We start from the raw sequence: 17,833 nt of genomic DNA, 5'->3' as shown, positions 1-17,833 counted from the left end.
CGACAATATGGCCATCTCCGTTCAGATGCCCGCACTCGGTGAGAGCGTCACCGAGGGGACAGTCACCCGCTGGCTGAAGCAGGAGGGAGACACGGTCGAGGAGGATGAGCCACTGCTGGAGGTGTCGACCGACAAGGTCGACACCGAAATCCCTTCGCCGGCGGGCGGTGTGCTGAAGAAGATCATCGCCCAGGAGGACGACACCGTCGAGGTCGGTGGCGAGCTGGCGGTGATCGGCGACGCCGATGACAGCGATGACTCCGATGACTCAGCCGACTCGGATGACTCAGCAGACTCGGACGACTCGGACGACAGCGCCGATGCTGCCGAGTCCGAGGACAACGGGGACGAGGACAGCGGGGACGAGGACAGCGAGCCCGAACCCGAGGCTGCGGCCAAGTCGTCGGGCGGATCGTCGGGCTCCGGGGGTTCGTCGACGCCGGTGCTGATGCCCGAGTTGGGTGAGTCCGTCACCGAGGGCACTGTGACGCGGTGGCTGAAGAAGGTCGGCGACAGCGTCGAGGTGGACGAGCCGCTGGTCGAGGTGTCCACCGACAAGGTCGACACCGAGATCCCCTCGCCTGTCGGGGGCACGCTGCTGTCCATCACGGCCGAGGAAGACGACACCGTGGAGGTGGGCGGCGAGCTGGCCAAGATCGGCGAGCAAGGCGCGGACACCGGCGACAGCGAACCGGAGCCCGAACCCGAACCAGAACCGGAGCCCGAGCCCGAACCAGAACCGGAGCCCGAGCCCGAGCCGGCCAAGGAGAAGGCACCCGAACCGAAATCCGAGCCCAAGCCGGAATCGAAACCCGAGCCCAAGCCCGAGCCGAAGCCCGAATCGAAGCCGGCTGCAGCGAAGGAGTCGTCGGGTGACTCGTCGCCGTACGTGACACCGCTGGTGCGCAAGCTCGCCAGCGAGAACGGCGTCGACCTGTCGACGGTCAAGGGCACCGGTGTGGGCGGCCGGATCCGCAAACAGGACGTCCTGGCCGCCGCCGACGAGAAGAAGTCGGCGGCACCGGAATCCGAGCCCGCCGCGGCAGCACCAGCGAAGGCCGCGCCGGCCCCCGCGGAGCCCTCGCCGGCGTTGGCGCATCTGCGGGGAACCACGCAGAAGGCCAACCGGATCCGTCAGATCACGGCCAAGAAGACCCGCGAGTCGCTGCAGGCCACCGCACAGCTGACGCAGACCCACGAGGTCGACATGACCAAGATCGTGGCGCTGCGGGCCAAGGCGAAGGCCAAGTTCGCCGAGCGCGAAGGCGTGAACCTGACCTACCTGCCGTTCATCGCCCGGGCGGTGATCGACGCGTTGAAGATCCACCCGAACGTCAACGCCAGCTACAACGAAGAGGCCAAGGAGATCACCTACTACGACGCCGAGCACCTGGGCTTCGCCGTCGACACCGAGCAGGGTCTGCTCTCCCCGGTCATCAAGAACGCCGGCGACCTGTCGCTCGGTGGGCTGGCCCGGGCGATCTCCGACATCGCCGGACGCGCGCGGTCCGGTGACCTCAAGCCCGACGAGTTGTCGGGCGGCACGTTCACGATCACCAACATCGGCAGCCAGGGCGCGCTGTTCGACACTCCGATCCTGGTTCCGCCGCAGGCGGCCATGCTGGGCACGGGGGCCATCGTCAAGCGGCCGCGGGTGATCGTCGACGACTTCGGCAACGAGTCGATCGGCGTGCGTTCGGTGTGCTATCTGCCGCTGACCTACGACCACCGTCTGATCGACGGCGCCGACGCCGGCCGCTTCGTGACCACGATCAAGCGCCGGCTGGAAGAGGGTGCCTTCGAGGCCGATCTCGGGTTGTAGACGACGGTGTCGATGCCCCCTGACTCGGTCATCGCGGTCGCCGGCTCTTCAGGTCTGATCGGCACGGCGCTGGTCTACGCGTTGCGCGCCACCGACCACCGGGTGCTGCGCATCGTGCGGCGGGCGCCGGCCAACGGCGACGAGGTGTCGTGGAATCCCGACACCGGTGAGTTCGACGCCGGCGCGCTGCGCGGTGTGGACGCGGTGGTGAACCTGTGCGGCGTGAACGTCGCCCAGAAACGCTGGTCGGGCGCGTTCAAGCAGAGCCTGCGGGACAGCCGCATCGGACCCACCGAGGTGCTCGCGCGCGCTGTCGCCGACGCCGGCGTCCCGGTGCTCGTCAACGCCAGCGCCGTCGGCTACTACGGGGACACGGGGGCGACACCGGTCGACGAGTCCGCACCGCCGGGCAGCAACTTTCTGGCCCGGCTCACGGTGGACTGGGAGGACGCCACCGCGCCGGCCGCACAGCACGGAGCGCGGGTGGTGCAAACCCGCACCGGGCTGGTGATGGCGCCGTCGGGCGGGATGCTGGGACGGCTCAAACCGCTGTTCTCGCTGGGCCTGGGGGCGCGTCTGGGCAACGGTCGGCAATATCTGTCCTGGATCAGTCTCGAAGACCAGATCCGGGCTCTGCTGTTCGCGATCGGGCACGACGAGCTGGCTGGTCCGGTGAACTTCACCGGCCCAGCTCCGGTCACCAACGCGGAGTTCACCACCGCCCTCGGACGCACCGTCAACCGTCCCACCGCCCTGATGGTGCCCGGCTTCGCGTTGCGCACGGTGCTCGGCGAGTTCGCCGACGAAGGGTTGCTCGGCGGGCAGCGCGCCATCCCGACCGCTCTCGAGCGGGCCGGTTTCCGCTTCCACCACAACACGATCGGTGAGGCGCTGGCATTCGCGACGGCACCCACCCGCACGTGAGCGGGAGTACCGTCGGCTCCATGCAGACCTCGATCCGTTCAGACCGTGCGCCGGTGCGCGTGCGTCGGCTCGGATCGATCGACTACCGGGCCGCGTGGGAGCTGCAACGCGAACTCGCCGGCGCCCGGGCGGCCGGCGGTCCCGATTCGCTGCTGCTGCTCGAGCATCCCCCGACCTACACCGCGGGGCGGCGCACGCTGCCCGAGGAGCGCCCCCAGGACGGCACCCCGGTCATCGACACCGACCGCGGCGGCAAGATCACCTGGCACGGCCCCGGTCAGCTGGTCGGCTATCCGATCATCGGGCTGGCCGAACCGCTGGACGTGGTCAATTTCGTGCGGCGACTCGAAGAGGCGTTGATCACGGTGTGTGCCGACCTGGGCCTGCCGACCGGCCGGGTCGAGGGGCGGTCCGGCGTATGGGTCCCGCCCGACGAGCGTGGCCCGGCCCGAAAGATCGCCGCCATCGGGATCCGGGTGGCGCGCGCCACCACCCTGCACGGCTTCGCGCTGAACTGCGACTGCGACCTCGGCGCGTACGGCTCCATCGTGCCGTGCGGCATCGCCGACGCCGGGGTCACGTCCCTGTCCGCCGAGCTCGGCCGCCGGATCGGCGTCGACGACGTCGCCGACCAGGTCGCCGACGCAGTGTGCGCGGCGCTCGACGGCAGCCTCACCGGCACCGACACCGCGCCCGCCGACGCAGTACCATCGACGCAGTGAGTGTCGATCCCGGTAACCGCAAACTGCTCCGGCTCGAGGTGCGCAACGCGCAGACGCCGATCGAGCGCAAGCCGTCGTGGATCAAGACCAGAGCCAAGATGGGTCCGGAATACAAGGAACTCAAGAGCCTGGTGCGGCGCGAGGGCCTGCACACGGTGTGCGAAGAGGCGGGTTGCCCCAACATCTACGAATGCTGGGAAGACCGCGAAGCCACGTTCCTGATCGGTGGCGAGCAGTGCACCCGGCGTTGCGACTTCTGCCAGATCGACACCGGCAAGCCCGCCGAGTTGGACCGTGACGAGCCGCGCCGGGTGGCCGAGAGCGTCGCGGCGATGGGGTTGCGCTACTCCACGGTGACCGGCGTGGCCCGCGACGACCTGCCCGACGGCGGGGCCTGGCTGTACGCCGAGACGGTGCGCGCGATCAAGGCGCTCAACCCGAACACCGGGGTGGAGCTGCTGATCCCCGACTTCAATGCAGAGCCCGCGCTGCTCGACGAGGTGTTCGCTGCGCGCCCCGAGGTGTTGGCTCACAACGTCGAGACGGTGCCGCGCATCTTCAAGCGGATCCGTCCCGGTTTCCGCTACGAGCGCAGCCTGTCGGTGCTCACCATGGCGCGTGCGGCCGGCCTGGTCACCAAGAGCAACCTGATCCTGGGGATGGGTGAGACGCCCGAGGAGGTGCGCGACGCGCTGGCCGACCTGCATGGGGCGGGCTGCGACATCGTCACCATCACCCAGTATCTGCGACCGTCGGCGCGGCACCACCCGGTCGAGCGGTGGGTGCATCCCGAGGAGTTCGTCGAGCACGAGAAGTATGCCGCCGGCCTCGGTTTCGCCGGGGTGCTGGCCGGGCCGCTGGTGCGCTCCTCCTATCGCGCCGGGCGGCTCTACGAGCAGGCCAGCAAGCGCACGCTGACCAGCTGAACGCCGCTACTCGATCACGCCGCCACGCCGGCCCGGTGGGATTTGTATGCTGGACACGTTATGGCGAAATCGCGCAATCCCGCTGAGGTCAAGGCCGCCAAGGCCGAGGCGAAGGCCGCCCGCAAGGCGGCGTCCAAGCAGCGCCGCAGTCAGCTGTGGCAGGCCTTCCAGATCCAACGCAAAGAGGACAAACGCCTCATCCCCTACATGGCGGGGGCGTTCGTCCTGATCGCGGGGGCATCGGTGGCCGCGGGCATCTACGCCGGCGGCTTCACGATGTTCATGCTGATCCCGCTCGGCATCGTGCTGGGTGCGCTGGTCGCGTTCATCATCTTCGGCCGCCGAGCCCAGAAGTCGGTCTACCGGAAAGCCGAGGGTCAGACCGGCGCCGCGGCCTGGGCGCTGGAGAATCTGCGCGGCAAGTGGCGGGTGACGCCCGGAGTGGCGGCCACCGGCCACTTCGACGCCGTGCACCGGGTGATCGGCAGGCCCGGGGTGATCTTCGTGGGCGAGGGTTCGGCGGCTCGGGTCAAACCGCTGCTGGCGCAGGAGAAGAAGCGCACCGCCCGGCTCGTCGGCGACGTCCCGATCTATGACGTGATCGTCGGAAACGGTGAGGGTGAGGTGCCGCTGTCCAAGTTGGAGCGTCACCTGACCAAGCTTCCGGCCAACATCACGGTCAAGCAGCTGGATGCGCTGGAATCACGGCTGGCCGCTCTCGGCAGCAAGGTGGGTCCCGCCGCGATGCCGAAGGGGCCACTTCCCACGGCCGCCAAGATGAAGGGCGTTCAACGCACGGTGCGCAGGCGCTGACCCCACAATCAGTCCATGTGCACCGCATGTGACTGGTCGTCGCGCTTCGCCGCGTTCGGCACTCCCCGACCGTTGTCGACCAGCCGCCGTGCGGCGCTGCGCGCCGGAGCACTGCTGGTCGTCGCAACGAGTCTGGCCGCGTGCGCAACACCGCGTGAGAGCCCCACGCCCGCACCCACCGAGAACGCCGACGCGGATGTGGTGTTCCACCGCGGCCGGGTTTATACGCTGAACGAGACGGCGCCCTGGGCGCAGGCGGTCGCCGTCACCGGGAACACGATCACCTACGTCGGCGACGACGACGGCGCCATGGCGTTGGCGGGTCCGGACACCCGCGTCGTCGACCTGGCCGGGCGTCTGCTGATGCCCGGCTTCGTCGAGGCCCACATCCATCCGTTCCTCGGGGCGTTCCTCACCTCCGGTGTCGACCTGCAGGTCCCGACCGGGGACGACGCGCTGGCCGCGATCGCCGACTACGCCCAGCAGCACCCCACCGGCCCGGTGCGGGGGTTCGGGTGGCGGGTGGACATGTTCGGTCCGCAGGGCCCCACCCGTGCCGACCTGGACCGGGTGTTGCCCGACCGGCCAGGTTTCTTCTTCGCCATCGACGGACACAGCCTGTGGGCCAACAGCACGGCGCTCGAGATGGCCGGTGTCAGCCGCGACACCGCTGACCCGATTCCGGGATTCAGTTACTACGTCCGCGACGGCAACGGCGACCCGACGGGCTACATCCTGGAAGTGGACGCGGTCCTGGGCCTCGTCAACGCGATCGAGCCGATCTCGCCCGAGAACATGCAGACGCTGCTCGAGTCGTGGCTGCCGAAGGCCTCCGAAGCGGGCATCACCGCGCTGTTCGACGCCGGGGTACCGCCCATCGGTGACGACCAGGGCGCGCTGATCAGCCTGTACACCGACGTCGAGCAGCGCGGAGCGCTGCCGTTCCGCGTGGTGGCGTCCTACAGCGTGAAGTCACCGCCGGTCGACGGGGCGGTCGCCGCGTTCACCGACATCCGTGACCGGATCTCCAGTGAGCTGGTCACCGTCGGCGTGGTCAAGGTCATCGGTGACGGCACCCAGGAGGGCTACACCGCCTGGCTGATCGAGCCCTACGCCGACAAGCCCGACTCGACCGGAGGCTCACCCTTCACCGAGCAGCAATGGCGCCAACTCATCTCCGAGGTCGACGCCGCCGGGTTCGACGTGCACGTGCACGCCTGCGGTGAGCGCACCGCACGCACCGCGCTCGATGCCATCGAGGCCGCCGTCGCCACCAATCCGCCCCGCGACCGTCGACACACCATTGCTCACCTGGTGTACGTGGCCGAACCGGACAGCGGTCGGTTCGCCGACCTCGGCGTCGTCGCACAGGTCTCGGCCACTGGATGTCGGCTGACCCCGACACGGTGGAGAACCTGGCGGCCCGCTACGGGCGCCCCCGCCAGGACCTGCTCTACCGCATCCAGGACGTCGCCCGAGCCGGCGGCCGCATCTCGCTGGGGACCGATTGGCCTGCGGCCGGGTATTTCTCGACCTACAAGCCGCTCGACTCGATCCAGATCGGCGTCACCCGGCAACTCATCGGCGAGCCCGACGCCCCGGTTCTCGAACCCGCCGATCAGCGCCTGACCGTCGAGCAGGCCGTGCACGCCAACACGCTCGGGGCGGCCTATCAGATCCGGCTGGACGACCGGGTGGGTTCGCTACAGGCCGGAAAGCTTGCCGACCTGATCGTGCTGGACCGCAACATCTTCGACATCGACCCGCACGACATCCACCGCGCCGAGGTGCAGCTGACGATGATGAACGGGCGGGTCGTGCACGAGGTGTGAGACGTCCTAGCGCTTCACCACCGCGGTCTTGGTGGCCAGATCGTGCAGCCCCCGCAGATCGGAGTCGGTGAACAGAGCGGGGATCACCAGCGCGATCAACAGTCCGCGGCCCAGCGCCCGGCCGACACCTGCCGGGCGGCCGTCGACGCCGACCACTCTGAGCCCCAGCGCCAGCTGGCCCGGGGAGAAGCCGAACAGCCGCACCGACACCACGCCGAGCACCAGCCAGATCCCCAGTACTGCCGTCGACAGCATCGACATGCTGATCAACCCGACCGTCATCGCGAGGGCGGCCAGGCCGTAGGAGACCAGCCAATCGAGGCTCAACGCGGCCACCCGGCGCCCGAACCGGGCGATCGAACCCGGACCGCTCTGCGGCATGCCGAGCCGCTCGCCCGGATACTTGCCGGGGTCGGAGGCGTCCGGGCCGGACAGCCAGGACCCCAGACCGGAGCCAGTGGAAGGGGCCATGATGCCAGGATATGTGTGCACCACGACCGTGCTGGATCCGCCACCGGAAGGCTCATGCGTAACGTCGGCGCAACATATGGTTGACGACGGTGCAACATCGGGTCCATAGCGTCAACGCGCGGGCTTACCAAATAAAGGAGAGCAATCAGTGGCAGAAAAGACCGCCGACGACATCATGAAGATGATCAAGGACCAGAATGTCGAGTACGTCGACATCCGGTTCTGCGATCTGCCCGGTGTGGTCCAGCACTTCTCGATCCCGGCTGCGGCCTTCGATGAGAGCGTGTTCGAGGACGGCCTGGCCTTCGACGGTTCGTCGGTTCGCGGCTTCCAGTCCATCCACGAGTCCGACATGATGCTGCTGCCGGACCCGGCAACCGCGCAGATCGACCCGTTCCGGCACGCCAAGACACTGAACCTGAACTTCTTCGTCCACGATCCGTTCACCCGGGAGGCGTACTCCCGCGACCCGCGCAACGTGGCCCGCAAGGCGGAGAACTACCTGGCCAGCACCGGCATCGCCGACACCTGCTTCTTCGGCGCGGAGGCGGAGTTCTACATCTTCGACTCGGTCAGCTTCGACTCGCGGATGAACGGCACCTTCTACGAGGTGGATTCGGAGTCCGGCTGGTGGAACAGCGGCGAACCGCTCGAGGCCGACGGCTCCCCCAACCGTGGCTACAAGGTCCGCCCCAAGGGCGGCTACTTCCCGGTGGCGCCCTACGACCACTACGTCGACCTGCGCGACCAGATGGCCACCAACCTGCAGAACGCGGGCTTCGTGCTCGAGCGCGGTCACCACGAGGTGGGCACCGCCGGTCAGGCCGAGATCAACTACAAGTTCAACACCCTGTTGCACGCGGCCGACGACGTGCTGCTGTTCAAATACATCATCAAGAACACCGCCTGGGCCAACGGCAAGACCGTCACCTTCATGCCCAAGCCGCTGTTCGGCGACAACGGCTCCGGCATGCACGCCCACCAGTCGCTCTGGAAGGACGGCAAGCCGCTGTTCCACGACGAGTCGGGTTACGCCGGTCTGTCGGACATGGCCCGCCACTACATCGGCGGCATCCTGCACCACGCCCCGTCTCTGCTGGCGTTCACCAACCCGACGGTGAACTCCTACAAGCGTCTGGTGCCGGGCTACGAGGCCCCGATCAACCTGGTCTACAGCCAGCGCAACCGGTCGGCGTGCGTCCGTATCCCGATCACCGGCAACAACCCGAAGGCCAAGCGCCTCGAGTTCCGCTGCCCGGACAGCTCCGGCAACCCGTACCTGGCGTTCGCGGCCATGCTGATGGCCGGCATCGACGGCATCAAGAAGAAGATGGAGCCGCTGGCGCCGGTCGACAAGGACCTCTACGAGTTGCCGCCGGAGGAGGCCGCCAACATCCCGCAGGCGCCCACCTCGCTGGCCGCCGTGATCGACAAGCTCGAGGAGGATCACGAGTACCTCACCGAGGGCGGCGTGTTCACCCCCGACCTGATCGAAACGTGGATCACCTACAAGCGCGAGAACGAGATCATGCCGGTGCAGATTCGTCCGCACCCGTACGAGTTCTCGCTCTACTACGACGTCTGAGTCGGCCCCGCCGACGCGACGTCTAAGTCACCCGGAGAGCCGGATGGCCGCCCCGTACGGGGTGCCATCCGGCTCTTCGTCTTCCCGCAACTCCTTCGAAACCGAAACGCTATGCGGACTGCAGTCCGCTCCGGTACCCTCACAGCCATGTCACAGAAAGTGGATGCGCGCCTGGCGAGCCTGTCCTCCCCCGCGCTGAGCATCTTCCGCATCATCTTCGGCCTGCTGTTCACGCTGCACGGCACGATGAAGCTCTTCGGCTGGCCCGTCGGCGAAGCCGTGCCGGTGGGCACCTGGCCCTTCTGGTGGGCGGGCCTGATCGAACTCATCACCGGCCTGCTGATCACCGTCGGCTTCTTCACCCGCATCGCGGCGCTGATCGCCGCGGGCCAGATGGCGGTGGCCTATTTCTGGCAGCACTGGGGCATCCTCGGCGGCGAACTCGGAAGCTTCTGGCCCACCGAGAACGGCGGGGAAACCGCGCTGCTGTTCTGCTTCGGGTTTCTCGTGCTGGCGGCGACCGGCGCTGGAGCATGGTCTGTCGACGGCCAACGGGGCGGGTCGACGCTGGCCCGCACCTGAGCTGCTCTCAGTCGCCCAAACCCATGTCGGTGCGGAAACGGCGCATCCCGTCGATCTTGTCGGCAGTACTCGAGTTCGGACCGCTGTAGAACATCCACGGCATCGTGATGATCCCGGTGATACCGCCGGCCTCGGCTCGCGCGTAGTGCTCCGGGGTGAACGCGTCGGTCAGCGGCGTGATCACCTCGAACCCGTCCATGCTCAGATCCTTCTCGGCACGTAGCCGCCGGACGGCGTCGACTCGTTCCAGCGCCTTGTCGGTGGTGATGAGATCACCGATCCAGCCGTCGTGCCGGGCGGCCCGGCGCAGCGCGATGTCCGACAGTCCACCCACGTACACGGGGATCGGCGGCGGAGTGGGCTCCATCTCCAGCCGCGGAGCGGTGTAGAACTCGCCGGAGAACGCGGTCCAACCCGGCGACCACAACGCCTTCATCAGCTCGAGCATCTCGTCGGTGCGCCGGCCGCGTTTCTCGAACTGCTGACCGAGCAACTCGAACTCCTCACGGCACCAGCCCACGCCGATACCGAGCTCCAGGCGGCCGTCCGCCAGCACCGCGGCGGTTCCGATCGACTTGGCCGCCGAGTACGGATCGCGCATCGCGGGCAGGTACACCGTGGTGACGAACCGTAGTCGGGTGGTCACCAACGCGACCGCACCGATCATCACCCAGGGGTCGGGCCAGTCGGTGAACGCCTCCCAGCGCCGGGCCCCGTCCTTGGTGTAGGGATAGGGCGTCTGCAGGGTTTCGAGGTTGATGACGTGGTCCGGGATCGCCATTCCGTGATATCCGAGATCATCGGCGGCCCTGGCGATCTCGACAGCCTCCCGGGTGTCGAGGAAGGCCGTGCTGACGTAGAACTTCATCCGGCGTCGCGCGCCCACGCCGGCATGATGAACACGCCCTCGGCTTCCACGGTTACGCCCTCGGCGTCCTTGAGGTATCCCCGTGCGTAGGTCTTGAAGCCCTCCGACCGTTCGACGAACGCCTCCGCCCGCACCGGCCCAAGGTGCGTGCCGCGCAGGTACTTCACGCTGATCGTGCCGGTGAACTTCGGCAGGCTCAGCCCTTCGCTGGCGACCTCTCCGAGGATGTGGTCGAGCAGCAGTGCGCAGATGCCACCGTGCACCCAGCCGGGCGGCCCCTCGTAGGCTCGACCCAACGTGAACTCACTCCAGCAGCTGCCGTCGGGCTCGTGCTGGATGACCATCGGCGGGGCGATGGCATTGCGAAGCCCGACAGCGGGATTGGCCCATGCGACCGGCTTGCCGGTGTCGGCGTGCCGCAGAGTAGAGGTCACGGTTCGCTGTTGGCGTTCGAGCAACTCGGTCGCGGCGTCGAGGTGTCGCAGCGCCTCCTGCACGGTGTCGTCGTCGACGGCGGTGTGGATCCCGACATCGATGAGCCTGCGCAACGCGTCGGTGAGCGGGTCATAGCTTGCCCGCTGGCGGTCGTACTCCTCGCCGCTGATCACATCGAACGGAAAACTCACACCAATCCTCCACATCCACCAGTCGGCTCAGCCTCTGTGTCCCACAAGTCGGCTCAGCCTCCACATCCATGAGTCGGCTCAGCCTCCGTGTCCATGAGTCGGCTCAGCCTCCGCATCCATGAGTCGGCTCAGCCTCCACATCCATGAGTCGGCTCAGCCTCCACATCCATGAGTCGGCTCAGCCTCCGAAAACCTTGCGGACCACGGCCTTCGCCCGCCGTGTCACCCGCAGATAGTTGTCCAGGAACTCGCCGCCGTCCCCGTCGGGCCAGCCGGCCGCAGTCGCCACGGCGTTGAGCAGACGTCCCGGCCCCGGCAGCTGGTCGGTCGGCTTGCCACGCACCAGCACCAGCGCATTGCGCGCCTTGGTCGCGGTCAGCCACGCGTCACGCAGCAGTTCGATGTCGCCCTCGGCGATCAATTCGGCTGCGCCGATCGCGGCCAGGCTGTCCAGCGTCGAGGTGTTGTGCAGCGCAGGGATCTTGTGCGCATACCGCAACTGCAGCAACTGAACCGTCCACTCGATGTCGGCCAACCCGCCGCGGCCGAGCTTGGTGTGGGTGTTCGGATCGGCGCCGCGGGGCAGCCGCTCGGCGTCCACCCGCGCCTTGATCCGCCGGATCTCCTGCACGGTCTCGGCCGACACACCGCCGGGCGGATAGCGGGTCTTGTCGATCATCAGCAGGAACTTCTCACCCAGTTCGAGGTCCCCGGCCACGCGGTGCGCGCGCAGCAACGCCTGCACCTCCCACGGCTGCGCCCACTGCGCGTAATAGGTCTGATAGGACGACAGCGTGCGGACCAGAGACCCGCTGCGCCCCTCGGGGCGCAGGTTCGTGTCCACCTCCAGAGGCGGGTCGGCACCCGGGGTCCCCAGTCGTGAGCGCACCTGCTCGGCCACCGTCACCGACCAGCGCACCGCCGCCGATTCCTCGACCCCCTCGTTGGGTTCGCACACGAACATGACGTCGGCGTCCGACCCGTAACCCAGTTCTCCGCCACCGAGGCGGCCCATGCCGATGACCGCGATGCGGGCCGGTGGACCGGACTCCGGGGAATTCGCCCGGATCACCGCGTCCAGGGCGGCCTGCAGCACCGCCACCCACACCGCGGTGAGCTGCTTGCAGACCGCGGTGACGCTCATCATGCCGAGCAGATCAGCCGAGGCGATGCGGGCCAGTTCCCGGCGGCGCAGCGATCGTGCCGCCGCGATCGCCCGCGCCGGGTCGCTGTGCCGGGCCGCCGAAGCAACCAACGAACGGGCCACCCCCTCGGGGTCCGCCTCGCACAGCTTGGGCCCGTTCGGACCGTCGGCGTAGAGCTGGATGACTTCCGGATCGTGCATCAGCAGCTCCGGCACGTAGGCCGAGGTGCCCAGCACGTGCATCAACCGTTTGGCGACCGCTCCCTCGTCGCGCAGCGTCGCCAGATACCACCGGTGGTCGGCCATCGCGTCGCTGAGACGTCGGTAGTTCAGCAGCCCCGCGTCCGGGTCGGGGGTGTCGGACAGCCAGTCCAGCAGTGTCGGCAACAGCACCCGCTGCACCCGGCCACGTCGCCCGCTACTGCCGGTCAGCGCGGCCAGATGGGTCAGCGCGCTCTCCGGCCCTTCGTAACCCAGGGCGGCGAGCTGGCGCTCGGCGGCTTTGGCGCTCATCCCGACCGGCAGGCCCATCGTGGCCTCGGCGACCGATTCCAGCAGCGGCTGATAGAACAGCTTGGCGTGCAGCCGCGACACCCGGTGGCTCTGGCGCCGCAGCTCCTCACGCAGCACGCCCAGCGAGTCGTGGCGGCCGTCGGGACGCATGTGCGCCGCACGCGCCAGCCAGCGCAGCGCCTCGTCGTCGTCGAATTCGGGCAGCATGTGGGTGCGCTTGAGGCGCTGGAGCTGCAACCGGTGCTCGAGCAGGCGCAAGAACTCGTACGACGCCGTCATGTTGGCCGCGTCGTCCCTGCCGACGTACCCGCCGTCGGCGAGCGCGGTCAGCGCTTCGACGGTCGAGGCCACGTGCAACGACTCGTCGTTGCGTCCGTGCACCAGCTGCAGCAGCTGCACGGCGAACTCGACGTCACGCAGGCCGCCGGTGCCCAACTTGAGTTCGCGCGAGCGCACCGCGGCCGGCACGAGCTCCTCGACCCGGCGGCGCATCGCCTGCACCTCGGGCACGAAATCCTCACGCTCGCAGGCGGTCCACACCATGGGCTCGAGAGCCTCGATGTAGCGCCTGCCCAGATCCATGTCGCCGACGGCGGGCCGCGCCTTCATCAACGCCTGGAACTCCCACGTCTTGGCCCACCGCTGGTAGTAGGCGACGTGGGAGTCCAATGAGCGCACCAGCTGGCCCTGCTTGCCCTCCGGCCGCAACGCCGCGTCGACCTCGAAGAACGCGTCGGAGGCCAGCCGCATCATCTCGCCGGCGATGCGGGTCGCCAGCGCGAGGCTGCGCTGCGAGCCGTCGTCGGCGACGAAGATGACGTCGACGTCGCTGACATAGTTCAGCTCGCGGGCGCCGCATTTGCCCATCGCGACGACGGCCAGCGCCGGCGGGGTGTCCGCGCCGCACACCGAGCGGTTCACGACGCTCAATGCCGCACCCAGCGCGGCGTCGGCGAGGTCGGCCAAGTGGCGACCTACCTCGGTGAACGGCAGCACCGGCTCGTTCTCCACGGTCGGAGCCAGATCCAGTGCGGCGAGCACCATCACCCGGCTGCGGTAGAGCACCCGAAGCGGTGACACCGCCGCGATCGCGTCGTCGTGCTGGTCGGCCTCGGCGGCGAAGATCTCGTGCAGCTGTGCCGGCGTCGGCAGCGTCACGGTGCCGGCCAGCAGATGCCAGGCCTCCGGGTTGGCGATCAGGTGATCACCGAGCGCCAGTGAGGAGCCGAGCACCGCGAACAGTCGTCCGCGCAGCCCGCGGTCCTTCAGCAGTGCGCTGTCGAGTTCGTCCCAGCCCGAGTCGAGCGCCTCGGCCAGGCGGGTGATCGCGCGCAGCGCGGTGTCGGCGTCGGGGGCCCGGGACAGCGACCACAACAGTTCCACGTGGGCGTCGGTGTTCCAGCCGAGCCGGTCCAGGTCGGCCTGCGCGGTCGACTCCACCAGTCCGAGCCGACCGACGCCGGGCAGCTTGGGTCGCTGCGTCGCGGGTTTGGCCACCCTTGAGAATCTAGTGCAGGCCGAAATCCCTACAGCGACAGATACGTCTTCAGCTCGAACGGGGTGACGTGACTGCGGTAGTTCTCCCACTCGGTGCGCTTGTTGCGCAGGAAGAAGTCGAAGACGTGCTCACCGAGCGCCTCGGCGACCAGTTCGGAGTTCTCCATCTCGGTCAGCGCGACACCCAGGCTGCCGGGCAGCTCCTTGTAGCCCAGCGCGCGGCGCTCCTCCGAGGTCAGGCTCCACAGGTTGTCCTCGGCCTGCGGTCCCAGCGTGTAGCCCTTCTCGACGCCGCGAAGCCCGGCGGCCAGCAACACCGCGAAGGTCAGGTAGGGGTTGCACGCCGAGTCGGGGCTGCGCACCTCGATGCGCCGCGACGACGCCTTGTGTGGGGTGTACATCGGCACCCGCACGAGGGCCGAGCGGTTGGCCGCACCCCAGGACGCCGCGGTGGGGGCCTCACCGCCGTGCACCAGCCGCTTGTAGGAGTTCACCCACTGGTTGGTGACCGCGCTGATCTCGGTGGCATGCTCGAGAATGCCTGCGATGAACGACTTTCCGACCTCGGAGAGCTGCAGGGGGTCTTCCGGGCTGTGGAAGGCGTTGTTCTCGCCTTCGAACAGGCTCATGTGGGTGTGCATTGCCGACCCCGGGTGCTCGGCGAACGGCTTCGGCATGAACGAGGCCCGCACCCCGTCCCCGAGGGCGACCTCCTTGACGACGTAGCGGAACGTCATCACGTTGTCGGCCATCGACAGGGCGTCGGCGTAGCGCAGGTCGATCTCCTGCTGCCCGGGCGCGCCCTCGTGATGACTGAACTCGACCGAGATGCCCATCTGCTCGAGCGCGTCGATCGCGTGGCGGCGGAAGTTCGGCGCGGTGGCGTGCACAGCCTGGTCGAAGTAGCCGCCGTTGTCCGCGGGCTCGGGCTCGCTGCCGTCGTCGGGACCGGGCTTGAGGAGGAAGAACTCGATCTCGGGATGGACGTAGCAGGTGAAACCGAGGTCGCTGGCTTTCGAGAGCTGACGACGCAGCACGTGCCGCGAGTCCGCCCACGAAGGCGAACCGTCGGGCATCGTGATGTCGCAGAACATCCGCGCCGAGTGATGCTCGCCGGCGCTGGAGGTCCACGGCAGCACCTGGAACGTCGACGGATCGGGTCGGGCCACCATGTCGGCCTCGGACACCCGGGCAAACCCTTCGATGGCCGAGCCGTCGAAGCCGATGCCCTCCTCGAAGGCACCCTCGAGTTCGGCGGGTGCGATCGCCACGGACTTGAGGAATCCGAGCACGTCGGTGAACCACAACCGGACGAAGCGGATGTCGCGCTCCTCCAGAGTGCGCAGCACGAATTCCTTCTGCCGATCCATGCCCGCGAGCGTAGGTTCCGCCTGTTAAATCCGTGTTACGTCCGGACGCTCCGCTTCGGGTATCCGGTTACGTCTGAACTGGCGAAAGACCCGCCGGAGACCGAGGCATCGAGAGACCCCGATGAGCGACCACCCCCACCCGCTGACTCCCGACGAGTTCCGCGACATCTACAGCAAAGTCCCGCGACTGACTGTCGAAGTCGTGCTCCGGTCACCGGCGGGGGTGCTGCTCACGCTGCGAGACATCGAGCCGTGCCGCGGACTGTGGCATCTACCAGGCGGAACGGTTCGGTACGGAGAAAAGTTGCTCGACGCCGTGCGTCGCGTGGCGGCCAGGGAGCTGGGCATCGAGGTGGTCGCCGCCCGCCCGTTGGGCTACATCGAGTACCCGAGCCATCACGAGAACGGCCTCGACTCGCCGGTGGGCATCGCGTTCGAGGTCGTCGACTACACCGGGGTCATTCACCCCAACGCCGAAGCCGCCGACACGCGATGGTTCGCCGGGATGCCGGCGGCCATGCATCGCGAGCAGGCCGACTTCCTGCGCTCGCACTCCGATGGCGCGTCCCACCGCCCCATCGCCTCTCAGCCGCGCCCGTGAGCTAACACTGCAGATTGGGCGGGGGCAGCACCGAATCGACGAGGAAGTCGACGATCGCGGTGTCCACGCACGCGTCCCCGTTGAACACCACGGTGTGCTGGGCGCCGTCGAAACTGATCAGCGACGCCCCCATCTGGCGAGCCAGCGCGACACCGGATTCGTACGGTGTCGCCGGGTCCCCGGTGGTGGAGACCACGACCACCTTGCCCGGCCCCGGGGAGGTCGCCGGGTGGGCCGCCGTCGTGGCGGGCACCGGCCACAACGCGCATTCGTCGCGCGGGGCGAAGCCGGTGAACGACCCGTAGGCGCTGAACGGGGCGACCTGCCGGATGCGGCGGTCCGCCTCGGCCCACACCGCGGGGTCGGTCGGGTACACGGCGTCGACGCAGCGGATGGCGGTGAAGGCGTCCTGGCGGTTCTGATAGTGCCCGGACTTGTCACGGCGCTGGTAGTCATCGGCGAGCAACAGCAGGTCGACGGGATCGGTGCCGCGCTGCAGGCCCAGCAATCCGCTGGTCAGGTATGTCCAATACCGGGGCGAGTACAGCGCGCTCGCGGTGCCGGTGATGGCGTCCTGGTAACCCAGCGGTCTCGGGTCCGACGTCGCGGCGGGATTCGCCACCAGCGGGTCCACCAATTGCCGGAAGCGGGTGACGAACTGGGCGGGGTCGCTGCCCAGCGGGCAGCCCTCGGACAGGGCGCAGTCCGCGGCGTACTTGTCGAAGGCGCGCTGGAAACCGGCCATCTGGTTGATGCTCTTGGTGATCGGATCCAGGCTGGGATCGATGGCGCCGTCGAGCACCATGGCTCGCACCCGGTCGGGGTACTGCTCGGCGTACGCGGCGCCGAGCTGGGTGCCGTAGGAGAAGCCGAGATAGTTGATCTGCTCCTCGCCCAGCGCGGCGCGCACCACGTCCATGTCCCGGACGCCGGCCGCAGTGCCGATGTTGGCCAGGAAATTCGCCCCCATCCGGTTGAGGCACTGCGAGGCGAACTCCCGGTTGAGTTCTTCGATGTGCGCCACCCCGGCCGGGCTGTAGTCGACCATCGGTTCGGCGCGATCGGCGTCGAACTCGGCGTCGGTGCGGCACCGCAGTTCAGGGGTCGAGTGTCCGACTCCGCGCGGGTCGATGCCGACGAGATCGAAACCGGTGGTGATCGGGCTCCCGGCCAACGCCGCCGCCATTCCGGCCACCGTGTCGACGGCCGAGGCTCCCGGGCCGCCGGGGTTGACGATCAGCATGCCGATCTTGGGGCCGCTGGCCGGCACCCTGATCACCGCCAACTGGACTTGCGGCCCTTCAGGATTCGCGTAATCGACCGGGACGGCGACAGTGCCGCACTCGGCGGTGGGCACCGGGGTGGCGTCGCCGATCCACGGTGAACATGACGTCCAGACGGGCTGCGGCGCCGCCAGCGCCTGGGGGCTCAGCGCCGCCGACACCAGCACGCACGCCATCAACAGCCAACCCACCCGCCACATGGCAGCCATCGTGTCACGCGACCCGGACCCGGGTCTTCCCCTGGGCCCCAACAG

The 17,833-nt window shown here is 68.4% G+C and carries 14 protein-coding genes and 1 pseudogene; 9 read left to right on the top strand and 6 right to left on the bottom strand.

All coding sequences use genetic code 11. The features are described from left to right. Positions 1-7 precede the first annotated feature (7 nt). The 6 genes and pseudogenes from sucB to ACEWX3_RS11935 all read left to right on the top strand — a co-directional run bounded on the left by sucB (position 8) and on the right by ACEWX3_RS11935 (position 7,039). Positions 8-1,822, top strand: a complete 1,815-nt coding sequence (sucB, locus tag ACEWX3_RS11960) for a 2-oxoglutarate dehydrogenase, E2 component, dihydrolipoamide succinyltransferase (RefSeq protein ID WP_207066697.1) — start codon at positions 8-10, stop codon at positions 1,820-1,822. Between the two features lie 12 nt (positions 1,823-1,834). Further along, positions 1,835-2,746, top strand: a complete 912-nt coding sequence (locus ACEWX3_RS11955; protein WP_374159509.1) for a TIGR01777 family oxidoreductase — start codon at positions 1,835-1,837, stop codon at positions 2,744-2,746. A 20-nt stretch (positions 2,747-2,766) separates the two neighbouring features. Further along, positions 2,767-3,468 (top strand): lipoyl(octanoyl) transferase LipB, encoded by a 702-nt coding sequence (gene lipB, locus ACEWX3_RS11950; RefSeq protein ID WP_374159508.1) that lies wholly within the window; start codon positions 2,767-2,769, stop codon positions 3,466-3,468. Next, positions 3,465-4,394 carry a lipoyl synthase gene (gene lipA / locus ACEWX3_RS11945; RefSeq protein ID WP_374159507.1) on the top strand — a complete coding sequence of 310 codons (930 nt, stop codon included), beginning with the start codon at positions 3,465-3,467 and terminating at the stop codon, positions 4,392-4,394. The genes lipB and lipA overlap by 4 nt, the downstream gene beginning before the upstream one ends. A gap of 60 nt (positions 4,395-4,454) precedes the next feature. Further along, positions 4,455-5,207, top strand: coding sequence for a DUF4191 domain-containing protein (locus ACEWX3_RS11940; RefSeq protein ID WP_374159506.1), 753 nt, complete (start codon positions 4,455-4,457; stop codon positions 5,205-5,207). Positions 5,208-5,222: 15 nt separating this feature from the next. Then, positions 5,223-7,039: pseudogene (locus ACEWX3_RS11935) on the top strand (amidohydrolase). 6 nt (positions 7,040-7,045) lie between these two features. Here ACEWX3_RS11935 and ACEWX3_RS11930 read toward each other — a convergent pair. After that, positions 7,046-7,510, bottom strand: a complete 465-nt coding sequence (locus ACEWX3_RS11930; RefSeq protein WP_207066703.1) for an RDD family protein — start codon at positions 7,508-7,510, stop codon at positions 7,046-7,048. 148 nt (positions 7,511-7,658) lie between these two features. On the opposite strand from ACEWX3_RS11930, the gene glnA (ACEWX3_RS11925) reads away from it, so the two are divergent. Together glnA (ACEWX3_RS11925) and ACEWX3_RS11920 are read left to right on the top strand one after the other, a co-directional pair. Continuing rightward, entirely contained in the window at positions 7,659-9,095 is a 1,437-nt protein-coding gene (gene glnA / locus ACEWX3_RS11925) for a type I glutamate--ammonia ligase (protein ID WP_152517667.1), read from the top strand. Positions 9,096-9,242: 147 nt separating this feature from the next. Then, positions 9,243-9,677, top strand: coding sequence for a DoxX family protein (locus ACEWX3_RS11920; protein ID WP_207066704.1), 435 nt, complete (start codon positions 9,243-9,245; stop codon positions 9,675-9,677). 7 nt (positions 9,678-9,684) lie between these two features. On the opposite strand, the gene ACEWX3_RS11915 is transcribed toward ACEWX3_RS11920, so the two are convergent. The 4 genes from ACEWX3_RS11915 to glnA (ACEWX3_RS11900) form a co-directional block, all read right to left on the bottom strand. Next, on the bottom strand, positions 9,685-10,545 hold the full coding sequence (locus ACEWX3_RS11915) for a TIGR03619 family F420-dependent LLM class oxidoreductase (protein ID WP_374159842.1): 861 nt from the start codon (positions 10,543-10,545) through the stop codon (positions 9,685-9,687). Further along, entirely contained in the window at positions 10,542-11,186 is a 645-nt protein-coding gene (locus ACEWX3_RS11910; protein WP_373889051.1) for a PaaI family thioesterase, read from the bottom strand. The genes ACEWX3_RS11915 and ACEWX3_RS11910 overlap by 4 nt, the downstream gene beginning before the upstream one ends. A gap of 163 nt (positions 11,187-11,349) precedes the next feature. Further along, on the bottom strand, positions 11,350-14,325 hold the full coding sequence (locus ACEWX3_RS11905; protein ID WP_374159505.1) for a bifunctional [glutamine synthetase] adenylyltransferase/[glutamine synthetase]-adenylyl-L-tyrosine phosphorylase: 2,976 nt from the start codon (positions 14,323-14,325) through the stop codon (positions 11,350-11,352). 29 nt (positions 14,326-14,354) lie between these two features. Continuing rightward, positions 14,355-15,695 carry a type I glutamate--ammonia ligase gene (gene glnA / locus ACEWX3_RS11900; protein ID WP_152517671.1) on the bottom strand — a complete coding sequence of 447 codons (1,341 nt, stop codon included), beginning with the start codon at positions 15,693-15,695 and terminating at the stop codon, positions 14,355-14,357. Between the two features lie 121 nt (positions 15,696-15,816). Here glnA (ACEWX3_RS11900) and ACEWX3_RS11895 point away from each other — a divergent pair, with 121 nt between their 5' ends. Continuing rightward, the gene (locus ACEWX3_RS11895; RefSeq protein ID WP_374159504.1) at positions 15,817-16,296 is read left to right on the top strand and encodes an NUDIX hydrolase; all 480 of its coding nucleotides are present in this window, start codon (positions 15,817-15,819) and stop codon (positions 16,294-16,296) included. Between the two features lies 1 nt (position 16,297). Here the strand turns inward: ACEWX3_RS11895 and ACEWX3_RS11890 are convergent, their stop codons facing one another. Then, positions 16,298-17,788, bottom strand: a complete 1,491-nt coding sequence (locus ACEWX3_RS11890) for an alpha/beta hydrolase (protein WP_374159503.1) — start codon at positions 17,786-17,788, stop codon at positions 16,298-16,300. Between the last annotated feature and the right edge of the window lie 45 nt (positions 17,789-17,833).

Source organism: Mycobacterium sp. G7A2, from assembly GCF_041902445.1.
Classification (GTDB): Bacteria; Actinomycetota; Actinomycetes; order Mycobacteriales; family Mycobacteriaceae; genus Mycobacterium.
The sequence above is the reverse complement of the archived record's forward strand: the minus strand, read 5'-3'. Positions and strand labels throughout refer to the sequence as shown.

Coding starts and splice junctions, on each gene's coding strand:
- ACEWX3_RS11890 (WP_374159503.1), bottom strand. CDS start 17,788: ATGGCTGCCATGTGGCGGGTGGGTTGGCTGTTGATGGCGTGCGTGCTG.
- glnA (WP_152517671.1), bottom strand. CDS start 15,695: ATGGATCGGCAGAAGGAATTCGTGCTGCGCACTCTGGAGGAGCGCGAC.
- ACEWX3_RS11930 (WP_207066703.1), bottom strand. CDS start 7,510: ATGGCCCCTTCCACTGGCTCCGGTCTGGGGTCCTGGCTGTCCGGCCCG.
- ACEWX3_RS11910 (WP_373889051.1), bottom strand. CDS start 11,186: ATGTGGAGGATTGGTGTGAGTTTTCCGTTCGATGTGATCAGCGGCGAG.
- sucB (WP_207066697.1), top strand. CDS start 8: ATGGCCATCTCCGTTCAGATGCCCGCACTCGGTGAGAGCGTCACCGAG.
- ACEWX3_RS11940 (WP_374159506.1), top strand. CDS start 4,455: ATGGCGAAATCGCGCAATCCCGCTGAGGTCAAGGCCGCCAAGGCCGAG.
- ACEWX3_RS11895 (WP_374159504.1), top strand. CDS start 15,817: ATGAGCGACCACCCCCACCCGCTGACTCCCGACGAGTTCCGCGACATC.
- lipB (WP_374159508.1), top strand. CDS start 2,767: ATGCAGACCTCGATCCGTTCAGACCGTGCGCCGGTGCGCGTGCGTCGG.
- ACEWX3_RS11915 (WP_374159842.1), bottom strand. CDS start 10,545: ATGAAGTTCTACGTCAGCACGGCCTTCCTCGACACCCGGGAGGCTGTC.
- ACEWX3_RS11920 (WP_207066704.1), top strand. CDS start 9,243: ATGTCACAGAAAGTGGATGCGCGCCTGGCGAGCCTGTCCTCCCCCGCG.
- ACEWX3_RS11955 (WP_374159509.1), top strand. CDS start 1,835: ATGCCCCCTGACTCGGTCATCGCGGTCGCCGGCTCTTCAGGTCTGATC.